Origin of the sequence: Enterobacter sp. S-33 (genome assembly GCF_028735835.1) — a bacterium.
Classification (GTDB): domain Bacteria; phylum Pseudomonadota; class Gammaproteobacteria; order Enterobacterales; family Enterobacteriaceae; genus Enterobacter; species Enterobacter vonholyi.
In genome coordinates, this window is record NZ_CP117838.1 from 377,909 (window position 1) to 397,364 (window position 19,456).

A 19,456-nucleotide genomic window follows, 5' to 3' on the forward strand; every position below is an offset into this window, starting at 1 on the left:
TCCCCGAGGGGAGAGGGGATGATCTGGTGCGGTGTGTTAATGATTCGCTTCTATTGGCTTCGGTTCAGGCTGGGTCTCATGCATATTCCCGTAGCGCTTCGCATACAGCGCCGTGATGATGGGTACCAGAATCGCGGTGACAATCACGCTCGCGGCAACCAGTGCTGTCGCTGAAGCAGCGACCGGTTCGAAGGCCGGGTTAATCTGAGCAATAATCATCGGGTTTGCGACAGCAGCACCTGCGGCTGAAGAGGCGGCGACGCCCGCCGTGCCGTTTCCTCCTCCGATTACGCGGTCAGCAATAATCAGCGGAATGCCGGTGATGACGATCACGGCGACACCCAGCACAATGCCCAGCAGGCCTGTATCGAGAATGACCTTCAGGTTGATGGTGTTCCCCAGTGCGAAACCGAAGAAAGGGATCAGCACCGGCGTGGCTTTGCTGAAGAAATCACGCAGATCGCGATCGAGATTGCCAAGGGCGAAACCGACCAGGAAGGGCAGGATCGCGCCGACAAAGTGGTGGGGTTCAAACGAGGCCAGGCCAGCAGACCCCAGGATCAGCATCGTCATTAATGGGCCGGACTCCAGTGACATCAACACAAATGCGCCGGACTCTTCTTTCGTTCCGTACTGGTTCATCAGGCTGGCGTATAATCCGCCGTTGGTCATGTCCATCGCCGAGACAATTGCCAGGACCGATAATCCCGCGAAGAACCCGGTCTGAATTCCATTCTCTGGAATGAACATTGCGCATATCATTGCCGCCGCCCAGGCTACCGCTATTTTGGTTATCACCAGCGTTCCGGATTTCCGTAATACGGTACCCGTTGCCCGCAAATTAATGGACGCGCCGATACAAAAAAACCAGACGGCAAGAATCGGAACCGTGCCCGTTATCATGCCTTTAGTGAAACCGCCAAAATAAGCTCCGGTATTGGGAGCAAGGGTATTCAGGATCGCGCCCAGCACCAGCGGAACCAGCATCATACCGCCAGGAATGCGTTCTATCGTGGCTTTAATCTTCATAGACAAACCTCACATCGGATCCCGCAGCACGGGGGATAGGTGTTAAAAATTAGTCAATAAATTCAATTGATTGCTCTTATTGCTTGCCGTCTTTTTTCGATGACCCAGCAACATAATTAAATGTGTGCTCGCGATTAGCCTCTTTTGAAAACACATAAAACGTTGTATTCGGATTTATCATGCGATCATTGGAATATTGATTCAATGAAAATAAAACATCGTTTTAGTTATCTTTGTCACATATTCAATGTAAAGCTTGAGGCCGGATCCTTTTGATGAAAATTTATGTAAAGTTGATGTGAATTAACGTGGTTTGTTTTTCTGTTACGAAAGAAATAAAAACGCGCGTGAGGATGTTTTTTAGGGAGGGTAAGGAAGTGCTTATTGGCATTCCTTGACAAAAATTGGACTGAGTTGACCAGACGCAAAAATATATGTGAAGTTGATCACAAATATAAACGCTGGTAGGGTAAAAAGGTCATTAACTGCCCAGGCAGGCGTCAACAGGTTCGGTTGTATCGATGTAAAACGTCAATGTAAGTAAACCTGCTACGCTTGAATAAGGCGATTCGCATGGAGCGGATCCCATGGTTCACAGAACGCATACTGGACTGTGAAACAGACAGGGCCGAGTCAACGAGGATAGCTATGCTGAGAAGGAAAAAGATTAAACCCATCACGCTTCGCGACGTCACCATTATTGATGACGCAAAGCTGCGTAAAGCGATTACCGCAGCCTCGCTCGGTAATGCGATGGAATGGTTCGATTTTGGTGTCTACGGTTTTGTGGCCTATGCGTTAGGTAAAGTGTTTTTCCCCGGGGCCGATCCCAGCCTGCAGATGATTGCTGCACTGGGTACGTTCTCCGTTCCCTTCCTGATTCGCCCGCTGGGCGGTCTGTTCTTCGGTATGCTCGGCGATAAATATGGTCGCCAGAAGATCCTTGCTATCACCATCGTTATTATGTCGATCAGTACATTCTGTATCGGCCTTATACCGTCTTACGCCACCATCGGCATTTGGGCACCCATTCTCCTGCTGATTTGTAAGATGGCCCAGGGCTTCTCCGTAGGCGGTGAATATACCGGAGCCTCGATCTTCGTTGCCGAGTATTCCCCGGACCGTAAGCGCGGTTTTATGGGAAGCTGGCTGGACTTCGGCTCGATTGCCGGGTTTGTCCTGGGGGCGGGCGTCGTGGTGCTGATTTCAACCGTGGTGGGTGAAGATAACTTCCTCGACTGGGGCTGGCGTATTCCGTTCTTCCTGGCATTGCCGCTGGGGATTATTGGCCTCTACCTGCGTCATGCGCTGGAAGAGACGCCTGCCTTCCAGCAGCACGTCGATAAACTGGAGCAGGGTGACCGCGAAGGGCTGCAGGATGGTCCTAAGGTATCGTTCAAAGAGATTGCCACTAAGCACTGGCGCAGCCTGCTGACCTGTATTGGTCTGGTGATTTCGACCAACGTGACCTACTACATGCTGTTGACCTACATGCCGAGCTATCTGTCGCATAACCTGCACTATTCGGAAGATCACGGTGTGCTGATTATTATCGCCATCATGGTGGGTATGCTGTTTGTGCAGCCGATTATGGGTCTGTTGAGTGACCGTTTTGGTCGTCGACCGTTCATTATTCTGGGAAGCGTTGCGCTGTTTGCTCTGGCAATCCCGGCATTTATTCTTATTAACAGTGATGTGCTGGGGCTGATTTTTGCCGGTCTGCTGATGCTGGCGGTGATCCTTAACTGCTTTATCGGGGTGATGGCCTCAACGCTGCCCGCAATGTTCCCGACCCACATTCGCTACAGCGCGCTGGCCGCAGCCTTTAACATCTCGGTGCTGATTGCCGGTCTGACCCCAACGCTTGCCGCCTCGCTGGTGGAGAGCACACAGAACCTGATGATGCCTGCTTATTACCTGATGGTGATCGCGGTGATTGGTTTGATTACCGGTATTACCATGAAGGAGACGGCAAATCGTCCTCTGAAAGGCGCAACGCCTGCGGCATCGGATATCCAGGAAGCGAAGGAGATCCTGCGTGAGCACTACGATAATGTAGAGCAGAAGATTGAGGATATTGACGCCGAGATTGAAGAGCTGCAGAAAAAACGCTCCCGACTGGTGGATCAGCATCCACGCATCAACGAGTAATAAATAAACCCGCCAACGGCGGGTTTTCTTTTATTAGCATCCGGCAGCGATGTAGTCGCCATTGGCACTGATGGGGATCACCGTCAGGAACAGCACTGTCGCGAACAGGATCAGGACTATCCCTCCGGCTATTTTGACTGCCGGTACCAGCCATCTTAATGAGGCGCTTTCTCCGAACCAGGTCACCGTGCGTTCGCGGGCGTACCTTACAGCCAGGGACAGCCCCACAATAGAGAGGGCGGTTCCCAGAGACATGGTCATGACTGCGGCCACCCCCCAGGTGACAATGCCCAGCGCGTTCGAAAACATCAGAATCATGATCGCCCCGCTGCACGGGCGTGCGCCAATCGCCAGAATCACGCCCAGACGGGTTTTCCAGTCGCCCTGCGTCAGGTCTGTACCTACGCCGTGATGGCTGCAGCCACAGTGTTCGCCGTGCTGATGAAGTGGCTTAATTGCAGAGACAGACATTCTGCGCGGACGCAGACTTTTCAGCGCCTGGTAAATGACAAATGCGCCAAATGCGCCAATAAGCACTGCGCTGATCTTCTCCACATACCAGCGGCTGGTACTAATATCCCCTGAGGCGAGGTTAAATCCTACCGCCAGAATAAAGACAAACAGAATGGCGCTGACGCCCTGCATCAGGCTGCCCAGGAAGGGAACGACCCGGGCGGCCAGCTCGCTTTCCTTATTGGTAGTCAGATAGGTTGTCACAATGAATTTTCCGTGCCCGGGTCCGATGGCGTGAAGGACACCATAAAGGAAAGCCCCCGTTAACAGCCATAATCCTCCGCTGTACTGGTGATTATTAAGCTGCAGCAGATACATCACCAGATAACGGTGCAGGGTAATTTGTGTGGCAAGACACCACTGGATAAAGGCGTTCCAGTGCGTGTGCAGGGTAAAACCGGCACAGAGAATTGCCAGAAGCATCAACCCAGCTGTAGGGAGACGCCAGTCACGGGTGAGGCGTTGTGTGGTCATGATGCGGCCTGCACAGAGGAGAGTATTTGCCGCTAGTATAGTTGATCTTACCGCTCAATTCGTGGGATCGCGTCGGGAACCGTGCATGATTGTGGATAACTTTGTGCATAAAATGGTATAAGGCGGGGTTTTGCTGGGGAATGCAGCAGTCAGTCATTTTTTTGCAACTTTTCGGTTGCGGTCGTTCGGGAACTCCCTATAATGCGCCTCCATCGACACGGCGGATGTGAATCACTTCACAAACAGCCGGTCGGTTGAAGAGAAAAAATCCTGAAATAACGGGTTGACTCTGAAAGAGGAAAGCGTAATATACGCCACCTCGCAACGGTGAGCGAAAGCTGCGTTGCACTGCTCTTTAACAATTTATCAGACAATCTGTGTGGGCACTCAAAGTGACATGGATTCTTAATGTCTTCGGACAATAAATGAATACCAAGTCTCTGAGTGAACATGCGTAATTCATTACGAAGTTTAATTCACGAGCATCAAACTTAAATTGAAGAGTTTGATCATGGCTCAGATTGAACGCTGGCGGCAGGCCTAACACATGCAAGTCGAGCGGCAGCGGAAAGTAGCTTGCTACTTTGCCGGCGAGCGGCGGACGGGTGAGTAATGTCTGGGAAACTGCCTGATGGAGGGGGATAACTACTGGAAACGGTAGCTAATACCGCATAACGTCGCAAGACCAAAGAGGGGGACCTTCGGGCCTCTTGCCATCAGATGTGCCCAGATGGGATTAGCTAGTAGGTGGGGTAACGGCTCACCTAGGCGACGATCCCTAGCTGGTCTGAGAGGATGACCAGCCACACTGGAACTGAGACACGGTCCAGACTCCTACGGGAGGCAGCAGTGGGGAATATTGCACAATGGGCGCAAGCCTGATGCAGCCATGCCGCGTGTATGAAGAAGGCCTTCGGGTTGTAAAGTACTTTCAGCGGGGAGGAAGGCGGTGAGGTTAATAACCTCATCGATTGACGTTACCCGCAGAAGAAGCACCGGCTAACTCCGTGCCAGCAGCCGCGGTAATACGGAGGGTGCAAGCGTTAATCGGAATTACTGGGCGTAAAGCGCACGCAGGCGGTCTGTCAAGTCGGATGTGAAATCCCCGGGCTCAACCTGGGAACTGCATTCGAAACTGGCAGGCTAGAGTCTTGTAGAGGGGGGTAGAATTCCAGGTGTAGCGGTGAAATGCGTAGAGATCTGGAGGAATACCGGTGGCGAAGGCGGCCCCCTGGACAAAGACTGACGCTCAGGTGCGAAAGCGTGGGGAGCAAACAGGATTAGATACCCTGGTAGTCCACGCCGTAAACGATGTCGACTTGGAGGTTGTGCCCTTGAGGCGTGGCTTCCGGAGCTAACGCGTTAAGTCGACCGCCTGGGGAGTACGGCCGCAAGGTTAAAACTCAAATGAATTGACGGGGGCCCGCACAAGCGGTGGAGCATGTGGTTTAATTCGATGCAACGCGAAGAACCTTACCTACTCTTGACATCCAGAGAACTTTCCAGAGATGGATTGGTGCCTTCGGGAACTCTGAGACAGGTGCTGCATGGCTGTCGTCAGCTCGTGTTGTGAAATGTTGGGTTAAGTCCCGCAACGAGCGCAACCCTTATCCTTTGTTGCCAGCGGTTAGGCCGGGAACTCAAAGGAGACTGCCAGTGATAAACTGGAGGAAGGTGGGGATGACGTCAAGTCATCATGGCCCTTACGAGTAGGGCTACACACGTGCTACAATGGCGCATACAAAGAGAAGCGACCTCGCGAGAGCAAGCGGACCTCATAAAGTGCGTCGTAGTCCGGATTGGAGTCTGCAACTCGACTCCATGAAGTCGGAATCGCTAGTAATCGTAGATCAGAATGCTACGGTGAATACGTTCCCGGGCCTTGTACACACCGCCCGTCACACCATGGGAGTGGGTTGCAAAAGAAGTAGGTAGCTTAACCTTCGGGAGGGCGCTTACCACTTTGTGATTCATGACTGGGGTGAAGTCGTAACAAGGTAACCGTAGGGGAACCTGCGGTTGGATCACCTCCTTACCTTAAAGAACCTGCCTTTGTAGTGCTCACACAGATTGTCTGATGAAAAACAGCAGTAAAAATCTCTGCAGGCTTGTAGCTCAGGTGGTTAGAGCGCACCCCTGATAAGGGTGAGGTCGGTGGTTCAAGTCCACTCAGGCCTACCAAATTTTCCCTGATACTGCGTTGCGGCAACGCTCACATACTGATGTATGCTTCGCGTTACCACGCCTTGTCTCAGGAAAAATTACCGGTACAGAGATTGCAAAACGATGGGGCTATAGCTCAGCTGGGAGAGCGCCTGCTTTGCACGCAGGAGGTCTGCGGTTCGATCCCGCATAGCTCCACCATCTTTTACTGCAAACACAAGAAAACTTCAGAGTGAACCTGAAAAGGTGCACTGCGAAGTTTTGCTCTTTAAAAATCTGGATCAAGCTGAAAATTGAAACGACACATCTTTAATGGTGTGTTCGAGTCTCTCAAATTTTCGCAATCTTGAAGTGAAACATCTTCGGGTTGTGAGGTTAAGCGACTAAGCGTACACGGTGGATGCCCTGGCAGTCAGAGGCGATGAAGGACGTGCTAATCTGCGAAAAGCGCCGGCGAGGTGATATGAACCTTTGACCCGGCGATGTCCGAATGGGGAAACCCAGTGCAATTCGTTGCACTATCGTTAACTGAATACATAGGTTAACGAGGCGAACCGGGGGAACTGAAACATCTAAGTACCCCGAGGAAAAGAAATCAACCGAGATTCCCCCAGTAGCGGCGAGCGAACGGGGAGCAGCCCAGAGTCTGAATCAGCTTGTGTGTTAGTGGAAGCGTCTGGAAAGTCGCACGGTACAGGGTGACAGTCCCGTACACGAAAGCACACAGGCTGTGAACTCGAAGAGTAGGGCGGGACACGTGGTATCCTGTCTGAATATGGGGGGACCATCCTCCAAGGCTAAATACTCCTGACTGACCGATAGTGAACCAGTACCGTGAGGGAAAGGCGAAAAGAACCCCGGCGAGGGGAGTGAAAAAGAACCTGAAACCGTGTACGTACAAGCAGTGGGAGCACCTTCGTGGTGTGACTGCGTACCTTTTGTATAATGGGTCAGCGACTTATATTCTGTAGCAAGGTTAACCGTATAGGGGAGCCGAAGGGAAACCGAGTCTTAACTGGGCGTTAAGTTGCAGGGTATAGACCCGAAACCCGGTGATCTAGCCATGGGCAGGTTGAAGGTTGGGTAACACTAACTGGAGGACCGAACCGACTAATGTTGAAAAATTAGCGGATGACTTGTGGCTGGGGGTGAAAGGCCAATCAAACCGGGAGATAGCTGGTTCTCCCCGAAAGCTATTTAGGTAGCGCCTCGTGAATTCATCTTCGGGGGTAGAGCACTGTTTCGGCTAGGGGGCCATCCCGGCTTACCAACCCGATGCAAACTACGAATACCGAAGAATGTTATCACGGGAGACACACGGCGGGTGCTAACGTCCGTCGTGAAGAGGGAAACAACCCAGACCGCCAGCTAAGGTCCCAAAGTCATGGTTAAGTGGGAAACGATGTGGGAAGGCACAGACAGCCAGGATGTTGGCTTAGAAGCAGCCATCATTTAAAGAAAGCGTAATAGCTCACTGGTCGAGTCGGCCTGCGCGGAAGATGTAACGGGGCTAAACCATGCACCGAAGCTGCGGCAGCGACGCTTATGCGTTGTTGGGTAGGGGAGCGTTCTGTAAGCCGTTGAAGGTGTGCTGTGAGGCATGCTGGAGGTATCAGAAGTGCGAATGCTGACATAAGTAACGATAAAGCGGGTGAAAAGCCCGCTCGCCGGAAGACCAAGGGTTCCTGTCCAACGTTAATCGGGGCAGGGTGAGTCGACCCCTAAGGCGAGGCCGAAAGGCGTAGTCGATGGGAAACAGGTTAATATTCCTGTACTTGGTGTTACTGCGAAGGGGGGACGGAGAAGGCTATGTTAGCCGGGCGACGGTTGTCCCGGTTTAAGCATGTAGGCGGAACGACCAGGTAAATCCGGTCGTTTATTAACGCTGAGGTGTGATGACGAGGCACTACGGTGCTGAAGTAACAAATGCCCTGCTTCCAGGAAAAGCCTCTAAGCATCAGGTAACACGAAATCGTACCCCAAACCGACACAGGTGGTCAGGTAGAGAATACCAAGGCGCTTGAGAGAACTCGGGTGAAGGAACTAGGCAAAATGGTGCCGTAACTTCGGGAGAAGGCACGCTGATATGTAGGTGAAGCCCCTGCGGGTGGAGCTGAAATCAGTCGAAGATACCAGCTGGCTGCAACTGTTTATTAAAAACACAGCACTGTGCAAACACGAAAGTGGACGTATACGGTGTGACGCCTGCCCGGTGCCGGAAGGTTAATTGATGGGGTTAGCGGCAACGCGAAGCTCTTGATCGAAGCCCCGGTAAACGGCGGCCGTAACTATAACGGTCCTAAGGTAGCGAAATTCCTTGTCGGGTAAGTTCCGACCTGCACGAATGGCGTAATGATGGCCAGGCTGTCTCCACCCGAGACTCAGTGAAATTGAACTCGCTGTGAAGATGCAGTGTACCCGCGGCAAGACGGAAAGACCCCGTGAACCTTTACTATAGCTTGACACTGAACACTGGTCCTTGATGTGTAGGATAGGTGGGAGGCTTTGAAGCGTGGACGCCAGTCTGCGTGGAGCCGTCCTTGAAATACCACCCTTTAATGGCTGGTGTTCTAACGTAGACCCGTGATCCGGGTTGCGGACAGTGTCTGGTGGGTAGTTTGACTGGGGCGGTCTCCTCCCAAAGAGTAACGGAGGAGCACGAAGGTTAGCTAATCCTGGTCGGACATCAGGAGGTTAGTGCAATGGCATAAGCTAGCTTGACTGCGAGAGTGACGGCTCGAGCAGGTGCGAAAGCAGGTCATAGTGATCCGGTGGTTCTGAATGGAAGGGCCATCGCTCAACGGATAAAAGGTACTCCGGGGATAACAGGCTGATACCGCCCAAGAGTTCATATCGACGGCGGTGTTTGGCACCTCGATGTCGGCTCATCACATCCTGGGGCTGAAGTAGGTCCCAAGGGTATGGCTGTTCGCCATTTAAAGTGGTACGCGAGCTGGGTTTAGAACGTCGTGAGACAGTTCGGTCCCTATCTGCCGTGGGCGCTGGAGAATTGAGGGGGGCTGCTCCTAGTACGAGAGGACCGGAGTGGACGCATCACTGGTGTTCGGGTTGTCATGCCAATGGCACTGCCCGGTAGCTAAATGCGGAAAAGATAAGTGCTGAAAGCATCTAAGCACGAAACTTGCCCCGAGATGAGTTCTCCCTGAGACTTTAAGTCTCCTGAAGGAACGTTAAAGACTATGACGTTGATAGGTCGGGTGTGTAAGCGCAGCGATGCGTTGAGCTAACCGATACTAATGAACCGTGAGGCTTAACCTTACAACGCCGAAGGTGTTTTGGCGAAGAGACAGAACAATCAAATTTCAGCCTGATACAGATTAACAGAATTTGCCTGGCGGCTTTAGCGCGGTGGTCCCACCTGACCCCATGCCGAACTCAGAAGTGAAACGCCGTAGCGCCGATGGTAGTGTGGGGTCTCCCCATGTGAGAGTAGGGAACTGCCAGGCATCAAAATAGAAGAACCCCGTACCGAAAGGTGCGGGGTTTTTTGCTTTGTGCTCAGAAAAAACTGGTGTCGCTGCGCTTGCCGGATCTACGGGTTTAGTAGGCCCGATAAGGCAAAGCTGCAAATTGGCAATACAGACCGCACGATCCCACGACAAAGAGAAACAAGAATACAAAGAAGGGATTTATAAACGCAGAAAAGCAAAAACCCAGCCATAGGCTGGGTTCTTTAAATAGTGGTGCCCGGACTCGGAATCGAACCAAGGACACGGGGATTTTCAATCCCCTGCTCTACCGACTGAGCTATCCGGGCAACGGAGCGCATTAAACCGCAATCACGCGCTATCGTCAACATTATTTCGGGAAAAGCTGTTCAACTGCTTAAGTTTACGGCAATCTGTCCGCTTTCGCCGCGAAAATGCACAAATCTTCCAGACAGAACCAGTGTAATACGGCAATGCTGATAGTAAGAGGAGGGCAGTAATGGTGAATGACTGGCTTGAACTGCGTCAGCATGCAGATACGGGTATTGAGACGATTAAAGCGCATTTCGAAGGGCATGCATTTGATCCGCACTGGCACGATAGCTACCTTGTAGGGATAACCCTCTCCGGCACGCAGCAGTTTCACTGCCGCCGTGAGCGTCATCGCAGCCAGCCGGGCGACGCTTTCCTCCTCGAGCCTGGTGAAATCCACGACGGAGATGCGCCTGTAGAGGGTGGTTTTACCTATCTGACCTTCTATCTTGATGAGCGCTGGCTTATCCGTGCGCTACAGGGGCTTTACGAATCTACTCCCGGGAGTTATTCACTCCACTTTGCCCAAACGCTGACGCGGGAGCCGCAGCTGGTGCGCGCTATCGGCGAGACATTTTCCACCCTGCATAATAATGAGTTGAAGATCGTTCAGCAGAGCGCAATGGATAATCTGCTCTCCCGGATCACCGCCCATTGCCACTGGCGTAAAAAGCTGCCGTCGCAGTTACAAAGTGCTGCCGTGGCGTACCGTGCGCGCGACTATCTCTATGCACATATCGGCGAGAACGTAGGGCTATCAGACCTTGCGCGCGAGACGGGCACCGATCGCTTCACCCTGACGCGCTGTTTTAAGCGCGAGTTCAACCTGGCGCCTCACGCATGGCTTTTTCAACTGCGTCTGGCAAAGGCCCGACAGCTGCTTGCGTGTGGCGACTAGCCTGTTGATGTGGCTGCGGCAGTGGGATTTGCCGATCAAAGCCATCTGGGGCGCTGGTTTCAGCGGGCTTACCGTATCTCTCCTGCACACTACCGCCGGTTGTGCACAAACCTTCCAGACGTTTCCAAAAAATAGCGGCACATTCATGGCTCTAATAAAAAGGAGCCACCTGTGAGTTTGATACCCTTTCTGTTGTTCGCCTTTGTCGCCTCCATTACGCCGGGGCCAACCAATATTCTGGTGCTGACGAACAGCCAGCGCTTTGGCGTTAAAAATACCGTACCAGCTATTCTGGGCGGATGTATCGCGGCCAGTGCGATTGTGCTGATATCAGGCGCCGGCGCAGGGGAAGTGCTGCGTCAGTATCCTCTAATACGTCAGCTCATGAGCTGGACAGGCGTGCTGTGGCTAAGCTGGATGAGCTGGCAGCTGTTTCGCGCCCCGGCCGCTCGTCTCAGCGCTGAGAACCATATCCAATTTACCGCTAAGGCGGCTGCACTGCTGCAGATCGTGAACCCTAAAACCTGGATGATGGCGCTGGCCGTCGTCAGTCTGTTTGCGCCTGCTGGCGATCATGCATTGCGGGATATTGCGCTAATGGCGCTATGGTTTCTGCTGATCTCAATAGCCTGTTTGATGTGCTGGGCGTGGCTGGGTAAAGCGGTGAACCGAATTTTTCGCACCACCGTAGCGATGGTGCGATTTCAACGCCTGATGGCGCTGTGTCTTATCGTCTCTTCCTGGGCTGGCATGCTGGCTTAGGTCAGCGCTCCGCCCATACGGCACTGAGCAAAGCGCAGAATATCTTCCGCCAGGCGGTGCGCTGTATCCACATCGGCCTGGCTACGGTTTACCAGCATGCGGCTGAGGCAACCTTCCAGCACCAGTTCCATCTGCTTCGCCACCATCGCCGGATCGTCGACTTCCAGGGTGGTTAACAGCTCATGGGTGAAGTCATGAGCCGCCCGTTTTTGCTGATCTGCTAACTGGTGGATAGGATGCCCAGGGTCGGGAAAATAAGTGCAGGCGGCGATAAACAGACAACCCGGGTACCGGTTGTTGCTGACACATTCCGTCAGGGCGGTATAGCGCGCCAGCAGCTTCTGCTCCGCAGTCAGTTCTTCATTCAGCATCAGCTGCCTGCGCCAGATATCAACCTGCTGGCTGAGATAGCGCAGGGCATCATAGAGTAGCGCCTCTTTATCTGGCCAGAAGCGCTTAAGTTCCTCCAGGGGGTAATCGATACGGTCGGCTACCATCTCAAGCGTGGTGCTGGCGATCCCTTGAATCTCAAGTAATTGCAGGGCTTGTCCCAGTACGTCTTCACGTTGCACGGTTATCTCCTCCGCTATTCCCAACGGTTTGTCCCGTTTAAAGTGTTGTTTACGGTTGGCGATTGCGCAAATGCGCCCTAAATGCCGCTGCATCCATAAACCCGGTTACACGCTTTTCTGGCTGCTCCAGGCCCTGTTGATTGAAGAAAAGAATGGTTGGCAGTCCGAGGACGTTAAGCTGCTTCAGCAGAGCCTTATCCTGTGCTTTGTTGGCTGTCACGTTTGCCTGGAGCAGAACAGTCTCTTTCAGGGCATTTTGCACCTGTGGATCGCTAAAAGTGTATTTTTCAAACTCTTTGCAGGCGACGCACCAGTCGGCATAGAGATCGAGCATCACCGGTTTGCCTTTTGCCTGTACGAGCGCGCTGCTGAGCTCATCAACGTTCTTAATCTGGATGAAGTTCAAATGCGCCTGCGTCTGGCCGACCGGCGAGCCGAACGCCCAGTCCTGAAGAGGACGCACGCTTACCAGCGCGGCAGCCAGCAGCAGGATTTGTACCAGACGCATCCACGCTTTTTTCGCCCCCAGGCTGACGATAAACGCCCAGGTAAAGAACGCTACCCCGAGCATTGCCCACAGGCGCATACCCCAGACGTCACCGATGATACGCTCCAGCAGGAACACCGGCAGCGCCAGAATGACAAAGCCAAATGCGGTTTTCACCGTTTCCATCCACGGGCCGCTCTTCGGCAGCAGTCGATTGCCGAAAACCGTGACCAGAATCAGCGGCAGACCCATGCCCAGGGCATACAGGTACAACGTTCCGCCGCCGAGCCACATGTTTCCGCTCTGGGCGATATAGAGCAGGATGGCGCTAAGCGGCGCGGTGGTGCAAGGGGAACAAATCAGCCCGGCAATGGCACCCATTGCGAACACGCCGCCTGCCGAACCACCCTGCTGGCGATTACTCATCAGCGTTAAGCGGGTTTGCAGCGAGGAGGGCAACTGCAGCGTGAACAGGCCAAACATCGACAGCGCCAGCAGGATAAATATCGCCGACAGGCCAATCAGCACATAAGGATGCTGCAGTGCGGCCTGGAACTGTAACCCGGCAGCGGCAACCACAAGTCCAAGGGCCGTGTAGGTCAATGCCATACCCTGCACGTAAATTAAGGCCAGCAGCAGCGCGCGGGCTGTGGAAAGGCGCTGTTTGCCGCCCAGCACGATGCCAGAGATGAGCGGATACATGGGCAGCACGCAGGGTGTAAAGGCAATGCCAATCCCAATCAGGAAGGCCCAGAGCGCCGAGAATGGAAGGTCTACGCGGTCTTCGCTCTTCTCGTCCGAGGGGAGAGGGGAAACGGCAGCAGCCGCTTTCACTTCGCTGAGCGGAACAACCTTCGTTTCCGGCGGATAGCAGAATCCGGCATCCGCGCACCCCTGATAGGTCACCGTCAGCGTCGCGCCTTTATCCGCCTGATTCACCGTAACAGGCACGTTCAGGCGCTGGCGATAGATCTCGCTTTTGCCGTAAAACTCATCTTCATGCCACTCGCCAGCGGGCATCTGTAATGCGCCCACGCTGGCCTGAGCAGGCGTAATGCTCACCTGCTTGCGATAGAGGTAATAGCCCTCTTTCACCTGCCAGTTGAGCGTAAGGTCATGCTGGTTTTGCTGAAAATCGAAAACAAACGCCTGGTCGGCAGGGATGAAGTTCGAACGGCCGGGCGCGTCAAATAACCCGGCAAATACTGATGTGCTGCACAGCAGCAGAATCAGCGTAAGGAAGCGTTGAGCCATGAGAGATAGTCGTTATCGCCATGAACCACTGGCACCACCAGCAGCTCCGGGGTTTGGTAAGGATGATGAGATTTGAGGCAGTCCAGGAGTGCCTGCTGATTTGCCAGATTGGTTTTGAGCAACATCTGGACCTCGTACTCTTGCTCCAGCTTACCTTCCCAATAGTAAAGAGAGGTGGCACCGGGGAGGAGCGTAACGCAGGCTGCCAGTTTTTCGGCCAGCACTTTGGCGGCGAGATCCTGGGCAGAGGCTTCATCAGGGGCGGTACAAAGTACGACAACAGCATCAGGCGTGTTCACAAGTCGACCTCCTCATCACGAAAGGTTTAACTATATCACGCAAGGCGGTTGGTCATTAATGAAACGGGCCGCAGAGCGGCCCGATTTTAACTATTTTTACAACCGGGAGCGGTTTACAGCACCACGCCACCGATGATAAAGCCGAGGATCACGCAAAGTGAAATGGCGACCACGCCCGGGATCAGGAACGCATGGTTAAACACATACTTACCGATACGGGTTGAGCCGGTGTCATCCATCTCTACCGCCGCCAGCAGAGTTGGGTAGGTAGGCAGCACGAACAGGGCGGAGACAGCAGCAAACGAGGCGATGGCGGTCAACGGCGTTACGCCCAGCATCAGTGCCGCAGGCATCAGCGCTTTGGTGGTCGCGGCCTGAGAGTAAAGCAGGGTCGCAGCAAAGAACAGCACGACCGCCAGCAGCCATGGATAGTTGTGCAGCAGGTCCCCGGCCACGGTCTGAATGTCGCTGATGTGCGCTTTAACGAAAGTATCACCGAGCCACGCCACACCCAGCACGCACACGCAGGCGCTCATACCGGATTTAAAGGTGCTGGCGTTCAGCACTTCGCTGGTATCAATTTTACAGGTGATGCTAATCAGCGTGGCGATGGTCAGCATAAACACGACAATCGCTTCGTTACGCGGCAGAACCGGGTTCTGGATCAGACCTACGGTATCGCTGATGGCGGTCGCGTAGAACATGACGGCAACGATACCAATCAGGAACAGCAGCACGGAGCGTTTCGCGTGTGGCTTCAGTTCGAAGACCTGACTGCCGCGCAGGCTCACTTCACCTTTTGCAAGACGCTCCTGATAAACCGGATCGTCTTTCAGTTCAGCGCCGAGGAAGTTACACAGCACGGCGGTAATCATCACCGCGATCAGCGTCACCGGGATACAGATCGCCAGCAGCGTCAGGTAGCTCACGCCCATCGGCTCAAGGATACCGGCGAAGAAGACCACCGCTGCGGAAATCGGTGAGGCGGTAATGGCGATCTGGGACGCGACGACCGCAATGGAGAGCGGACGCGACGGACGGATACCCTGTTCTTTCGCCACTTCGGTAATCACCGGTAACGTGGAGAAAGCGGTGTGGCCAGTACCGGCGAGAATGGTCATAAACCATGTCACCAGCGGAGCAAGGAAGGTAATGTATTTTGGATGGCGGCGTAGCATACGCTCCGCCAGGCTTACCAGGTAGTCCATACCGCCTGCCACCTGCATGGCGGCAATAGCGGCAATAACAGCCATGATGATTTCGATAACGTCGAACGGTATAGCGCCGGGTTTAATCTGAAAGATAAGGGTAAGAACGAGCACTCCAAGACCGCCGGCAAAACCGATGCCGATACCCCCGAGTCGTGCTCCCAAATAAATCGCCAACAAGACGATGACGAGTTCTGCTCCAAACATAAGGACCTGCCTTGCTTATTAACAAGTTGATATTGAATTGTTGTATTTTGGTAACGCCTAAAAAGAAAAAAGGCACGTCACAAGTGACGTGCCTTAAGAAGCCTAGCCTGAACGGTTACTGTTCGCTTTCATCGGTATATCGTTTCGCTTTATATGCCGGGTGCATCAGGTTTTGGGCCGAGAAGATATCGTCCAGCTCGGCTTCGGTCAACAGCCCGCGCTCCAGTACTACTTCACGTACACTCTTACCGGTTTCGGCACAAATCTTACCGACGATGTCGCCGTTGTGGTGACCGATGAACGGGTTGAGGTAGGTGACGATCCCGATGGAGTTGTAGACATAACCTTCACAGACTTCTTTATTCGCTGTGATGCCGTTAATGCATTTTTCCAGCAGGTTGTAGCAGGCGTTCGTCAGGATGTGGATAGATTCAAACATCGCCTGGCCAATCACCGGCTCCATCACGTTCAGCTGCAGCTGACCCGCTTCAGAGGCCATGGTCACGGTCGTATCGTTACCGATGACTTTGAAGCAAACCTGGTTCACCACTTCTGGCACCACCGGGTTCACCTTGGCCGGCATGATGGATGAACCGGCCTGCAGCTCTGGCAGGTTGATTTCATTCAGGCCAGCGCGCGGACCGGAAGAGAGCAGGCGCAGGTCGTTACAGATTTTGGACAGTTTCACTGCCAGACGTTTCAGCGCGCTGTGTACCATGACGTAGGCGCCGCAGTCGGAGGTGGCTTCAATCAGGTCTTCTGCAGGCACAACCGGCAGGTTAGACACTTCAGCCAGTTTCTGTACCGCCAGCTGCTGATAGCCATCCGGGGTGTTCAGACGCGTACCGATGGCGGTGGCGCCCAGGTTCACTTCCAGAAGCAGCTCGGAGGTGCGCAGCAGGTTTTTGGTCTCTTCGTTCAGCAGTACGTTAAACGCGTGGAATTCCTGGCCGAGGGTCATCGGCACCGCATCCTGCAGCTGGGTACGACCCATTTTCAGAATGTCCTGGAACTCAACCGCTTTACGCTGGAAGCCATCACCCAGTTGGTTGATTGCATCCACCAGTTTCACCACGGAGGCATACACCGCAATACGGAAGCCGGTTGGGTAGGCGTCGTTGGTGGACTGGCATTTGTTAACGTGGTCGTTCGGGTTCAGGTACTGGTATTCACCTTTCTGGTGACCCATCAGCTCCAGGCCAATGTTTGCCAGTACTTCGTTAGTATTCATGTTGACGGAGGTGCCCGCGCCGCCCTGATAGACGTCAACCGGGAACTGGTCCATGCATTTGCCGTTGTTCAGCACTTCATCGCAGGCTGCGATAATCGCATTTGCCGCGCTTTTAGGAATGGTTTGCAGCTCTTTGTTGGCCAGTGCTGCGGCTTTCTTCACCATCACCATGCCACGGACAAACTCAGGGATGTCGCTGATTTTGCTGTTGCTGATGTAGAAGTTTTCAATCGCTCTCAGAGTGTGGACACCGTAGTAGGCATCCGCTGGAACTTCCCTGGTACCCAACAAGTCTTCTTCGATACGAATGTTGTTTAACATGTGAACCTTCTTTTCAAGCTGCCGATGGATTGTACTAAACACACAGTATTTATGTGGTTTTGAATATTTTCTGGCCGACGATTATTCCCTCAATCAGCCAGATGCTCGAGATCATATGCTGATGATAGCGAATTGCCGTAAGCTGGATCACTTATTATCGAGCCGATTCCATGATAATTATTAATCTGTGAAATGGGTCACCGCTTTAAAATTTCCAAAAAAAATATCCGTGCAAACTGATTGAATTTTCGCTAACCGTCACCATCTCATACAAACGCGCGTCGCGAACACATTCAGACAGGGGCCGATGGCCCTTGCCATACAGGAGATGCCAGTGCGCTGGATACCGTTTATTGCTTTCTTCCTCTATGTTTACATTGAGATTTCCATTTTTATCCAGGTTGCCCATGTGTTGGGCGTCCTGCTGACGCTGATTCTCGTGATTTTCACCTCCGTCATCGGCATGTCGCTGGTGCGTAACCAAGGTTTCAAAAATTTCCTGATAATGCAGCAGAAGATGGCCGCAGGGGAAAGCCCCGCGGAAGAGATGATCAAAAGCGTGTCATTGATTATTGCGGGGCTGCTGCTGATCCTGCCGGGGTTCTTTACCGACTTCCTCGGCCTTCTGCTGCTTCTGCCGCCGGTGCAAAAACACCTGACCATGAAGCTGCTGCCGCATCTGCGCTTTAGCCGAATGCCGGGGGGCGGATTTAGCACCGGACCGGGCGATACCTTCGAAGGGGAGTATCAGCGTAAGGATGAACAGCACGACCGTTTAGACCATAAAGACGATCGGTAATGTTTTTGCCCGGTGGCGCTTCGCTTACCGGGCCTCCGGGAGCGCACCGCGCCTCGGCAAAAACACCCACAGCCCTGCCAGCATGACAATTGCGTACAAACTCTTCCAGCCCACCATCGCCAGCAGCAGCAGGCAGAGCACACCCCCGACGACCGCCAGAGCTTTATAGCGACCTTTTAGCAAACGGCATCCCGCCAGCATGCACAACAGGTAGATCATGATGAAAATGCCGTTGGCGTAGACGATGAGCGCGTCCAGATTAATCTTCAGTGCGTAAATACAGAGCGTGCTCACCACGCAGCAGCCCAGTACGGCATTCAGGGCATTCAGCGGAAGCTGGCGTTTAGACAGGCGCGCGAGACGATTCTCGGGTTTGTAGAGCGCCTGCGACCATACCAGACGGGCAAAGCTCTGGATATAAATGTTGAGGCTGGCAAAACAGGCCAGATAGCCGATGACGCAGGCTATCCACAGTGCCTTCACACCAAACAGATCAACCACGATACCCGGCAGCGATGCCGCGGCGGCGAGATCCGCTCCGAACGCGTGGAAGTGTAAGACCAGCACGGTACACGCCCAATAGACCGTGCCAGCCAGCAGCAGGCCTATCATCAGGGCGTGGGGGAAATCACGTTCAGGCTGCTTAAATTCAGACGCCAGATGGGCAAAGGCTTCCAGGCCGACAAAACACCAGAACATGACGGAGAGCGCGGCGAAAAGCTGTGAATGGTCGACGTCTGTCAGCGCAGGGAAGGGAATTTCCTTGATGGTGATATCGCCCGCCCACCAGATAGCGACAACGAGCGCGACAATCAGCACCGCAACCAGCGTCTGCAGGTTGGCGCTCGAGCTGGCGCCGCGAGAGCCCACCCACCAGACGATTGCCAGCGTACCCAGCTCGGCCAGCAATAACTGCTCGTTATGCCAGCCAAACAGCGCCTGACCAAATCCGGTCGCAATATGCAACGCCGCAGGAAGGCCAACCGGAATGACGGAGAGAAACAGCCAGCCGGTTACACGCTGCAGCCGCGGGCCAAAGGCCAGTCCGACAAAGTGCGCCACGCCGCCCGCGCTGGGGAAATGCCGCCCCAGGATGGCAAACACAATGGCTATCGGGAAAACCAATACAATCAGCGCCGGCCACGCCCACAGGCTGTTATTTCCAGCCACCAGCGCCGCCAGTGCGGGTACGGCAAACACGCCTGTACCTAACAAGGAGGTTGAGAGCAGTCCGACGCCCTGCGCCAGTCCCAACTCCTGCTTGAGTCCACTCATTGACATCGCCCTGCCAGTAGCAAAAGAGAGGCGATGGTAACACTTTCGCAAA

11 protein-coding genes, 3 tRNA genes, 3 rRNA genes and 1 pseudogene are annotated in these 19,456 nt (G+C 53.7%); 9 read left to right on the forward strand and 9 right to left on the reverse strand.

Annotated features, from left to right (window positions below; genetic code table 11):
* Positions 1 to 36: 36 nt before the first annotated feature.
* Entirely contained in the window at positions 37 to 1,029 is a 993-nt protein-coding gene (kdgT, locus tag PUP35_RS01750) for a 2-keto-3-deoxygluconate transporter (RefSeq protein ID WP_115876883.1), read from the reverse strand.
* Between the two features lie 648 nt (positions 1,030 to 1,677).
* Here kdgT and proP point away from each other — a divergent pair.
* Entirely contained in the window at positions 1,678 to 3,180 is a 1,503-nt protein-coding gene (proP, locus tag PUP35_RS01755; RefSeq protein WP_023334221.1) for a glycine betaine/L-proline transporter ProP, read from the forward strand.
* A 33-nt stretch (positions 3,181 to 3,213) separates the two neighbouring features.
* Here the strand turns inward: proP and PUP35_RS01760 are convergent, their stop codons facing one another.
* On the reverse strand, positions 3,214 to 4,167 hold the full coding sequence (locus PUP35_RS01760; protein ID WP_115876882.1) for a nickel/cobalt transporter: 954 nt from the start codon (positions 4,165 to 4,167) through the stop codon (positions 3,214 to 3,216).
* A 493-nt stretch (positions 4,168 to 4,660) separates the two neighbouring features.
* Here PUP35_RS01760 and PUP35_RS01765 point away from each other — a divergent pair.
* The 5 genes from PUP35_RS01765 to rrf all read left to right on the forward strand — a co-directional run bounded on the left by PUP35_RS01765 (position 4,661) and on the right by rrf (position 9,797).
* A 16S ribosomal RNA gene (locus PUP35_RS01765) occupies positions 4,661 to 6,202 on the forward strand.
* A gap of 69 nt (positions 6,203 to 6,271) precedes the next feature.
* A tRNA-Ile gene (locus PUP35_RS01770) sits at positions 6,272 to 6,348 on the forward strand.
* 107 nt (positions 6,349 to 6,455) lie between these two features.
* A tRNA-Ala gene (locus PUP35_RS01775) sits at positions 6,456 to 6,531 on the forward strand.
* A 172-nt stretch (positions 6,532 to 6,703) separates the two neighbouring features.
* Positions 6,704 to 9,609 (forward strand): 23S ribosomal RNA (locus tag PUP35_RS01780).
* A 72-nt stretch (positions 9,610 to 9,681) separates the two neighbouring features.
* Positions 9,682 to 9,797: ribosomal RNA gene (rrf, locus tag PUP35_RS01785) — 5S ribosomal RNA — on the forward strand.
* The 16S, 23S and 5S rRNA genes sit together here with 2 tRNA genes alongside, the layout of an rRNA operon.
* A 235-nt stretch (positions 9,798 to 10,032) precedes the next feature.
* Here the strand turns inward: rrf and PUP35_RS01790 are convergent.
* Positions 10,033 to 10,108, reverse strand: a tRNA-Phe gene (locus tag PUP35_RS01790).
* Positions 10,109 to 10,278: 170 nt separating this feature from the next.
* Between PUP35_RS01790 and PUP35_RS01795 the strand changes: the two are divergent.
* Positions 10,279 to 11,124, forward strand: a pseudogene (locus tag PUP35_RS01795) (AraC family ligand binding domain-containing protein).
* A 36-nt stretch (positions 11,125 to 11,160) separates the two neighbouring features.
* Entirely contained in the window at positions 11,161 to 11,751 is a 591-nt protein-coding gene (locus tag PUP35_RS01800; protein WP_115876644.1) for a LysE family translocator, read from the forward strand.
* Here PUP35_RS01800 and PUP35_RS01805 read toward each other — a convergent pair.
* The 5 genes from PUP35_RS01805 to aspA all read right to left on the reverse strand — a co-directional run bounded on the left by PUP35_RS01805 (position 11,748) and on the right by aspA (position 17,330).
* Positions 11,748 to 12,323 carry a transcriptional regulator gene (locus tag PUP35_RS01805; protein WP_115876643.1) on the reverse strand — a complete coding sequence of 192 codons (576 nt, stop codon included), beginning with the start codon at positions 12,321 to 12,323 and terminating at the stop codon, positions 11,748 to 11,750. The genes PUP35_RS01800 and PUP35_RS01805 overlap by 4 nt on opposite strands.
* Positions 12,324 to 12,372: 49 nt before the next feature.
* Positions 12,373 to 14,064, reverse strand: a complete 1,692-nt coding sequence (locus PUP35_RS01810; protein ID WP_274241820.1) for a protein-disulfide reductase DsbD — start codon at positions 14,062 to 14,064, stop codon at positions 12,373 to 12,375.
* A complete protein-coding gene (gene cutA / locus PUP35_RS01815) occupies positions 14,040 to 14,363 on the reverse strand; it encodes a divalent cation tolerance protein CutA (RefSeq protein WP_111965412.1) in 324 nt (107 codons plus the stop codon). Before cutA ends, PUP35_RS01810 begins: the two co-directional genes overlap by 25 nt.
* Before the next feature lie 113 nt (positions 14,364 to 14,476).
* Positions 14,477 to 15,778: an anaerobic C4-dicarboxylate transporter gene (locus tag PUP35_RS01820; protein WP_024907357.1), complete on the reverse strand. Its 1,302-nt coding sequence runs from the start codon at positions 15,776 to 15,778 to the stop codon at positions 14,477 to 14,479.
* 115 nt (positions 15,779 to 15,893) lie between these two features.
* Positions 15,894 to 17,330: an aspartate ammonia-lyase gene (gene aspA / locus PUP35_RS01825; RefSeq protein ID WP_003855923.1), complete on the reverse strand. Its 1,437-nt coding sequence runs from the start codon at positions 17,328 to 17,330 to the stop codon at positions 15,894 to 15,896.
* Positions 17,331 to 17,664: 334 nt separating this feature from the next.
* On the opposite strand from aspA, the gene PUP35_RS01830 reads away from it, so the two are divergent.
* Positions 17,665 to 18,129 carry an FxsA family protein gene (locus PUP35_RS01830; protein WP_023616652.1) on the forward strand — a complete coding sequence of 155 codons (465 nt, stop codon included), beginning with the start codon at positions 17,665 to 17,667 and terminating at the stop codon, positions 18,127 to 18,129.
* Between the two features lie 24 nt (positions 18,130 to 18,153).
* Here PUP35_RS01830 and yjeH read toward each other — a convergent pair whose 3' ends face one another.
* Positions 18,154 to 19,404: an L-methionine/branched-chain amino acid transporter gene (yjeH, locus tag PUP35_RS01835; RefSeq protein ID WP_274241822.1), complete on the reverse strand. Its 1,251-nt coding sequence runs from the start codon at positions 19,402 to 19,404 to the stop codon at positions 18,154 to 18,156.
* Positions 19,405 to 19,456: the final 52 nt, after the last annotated feature.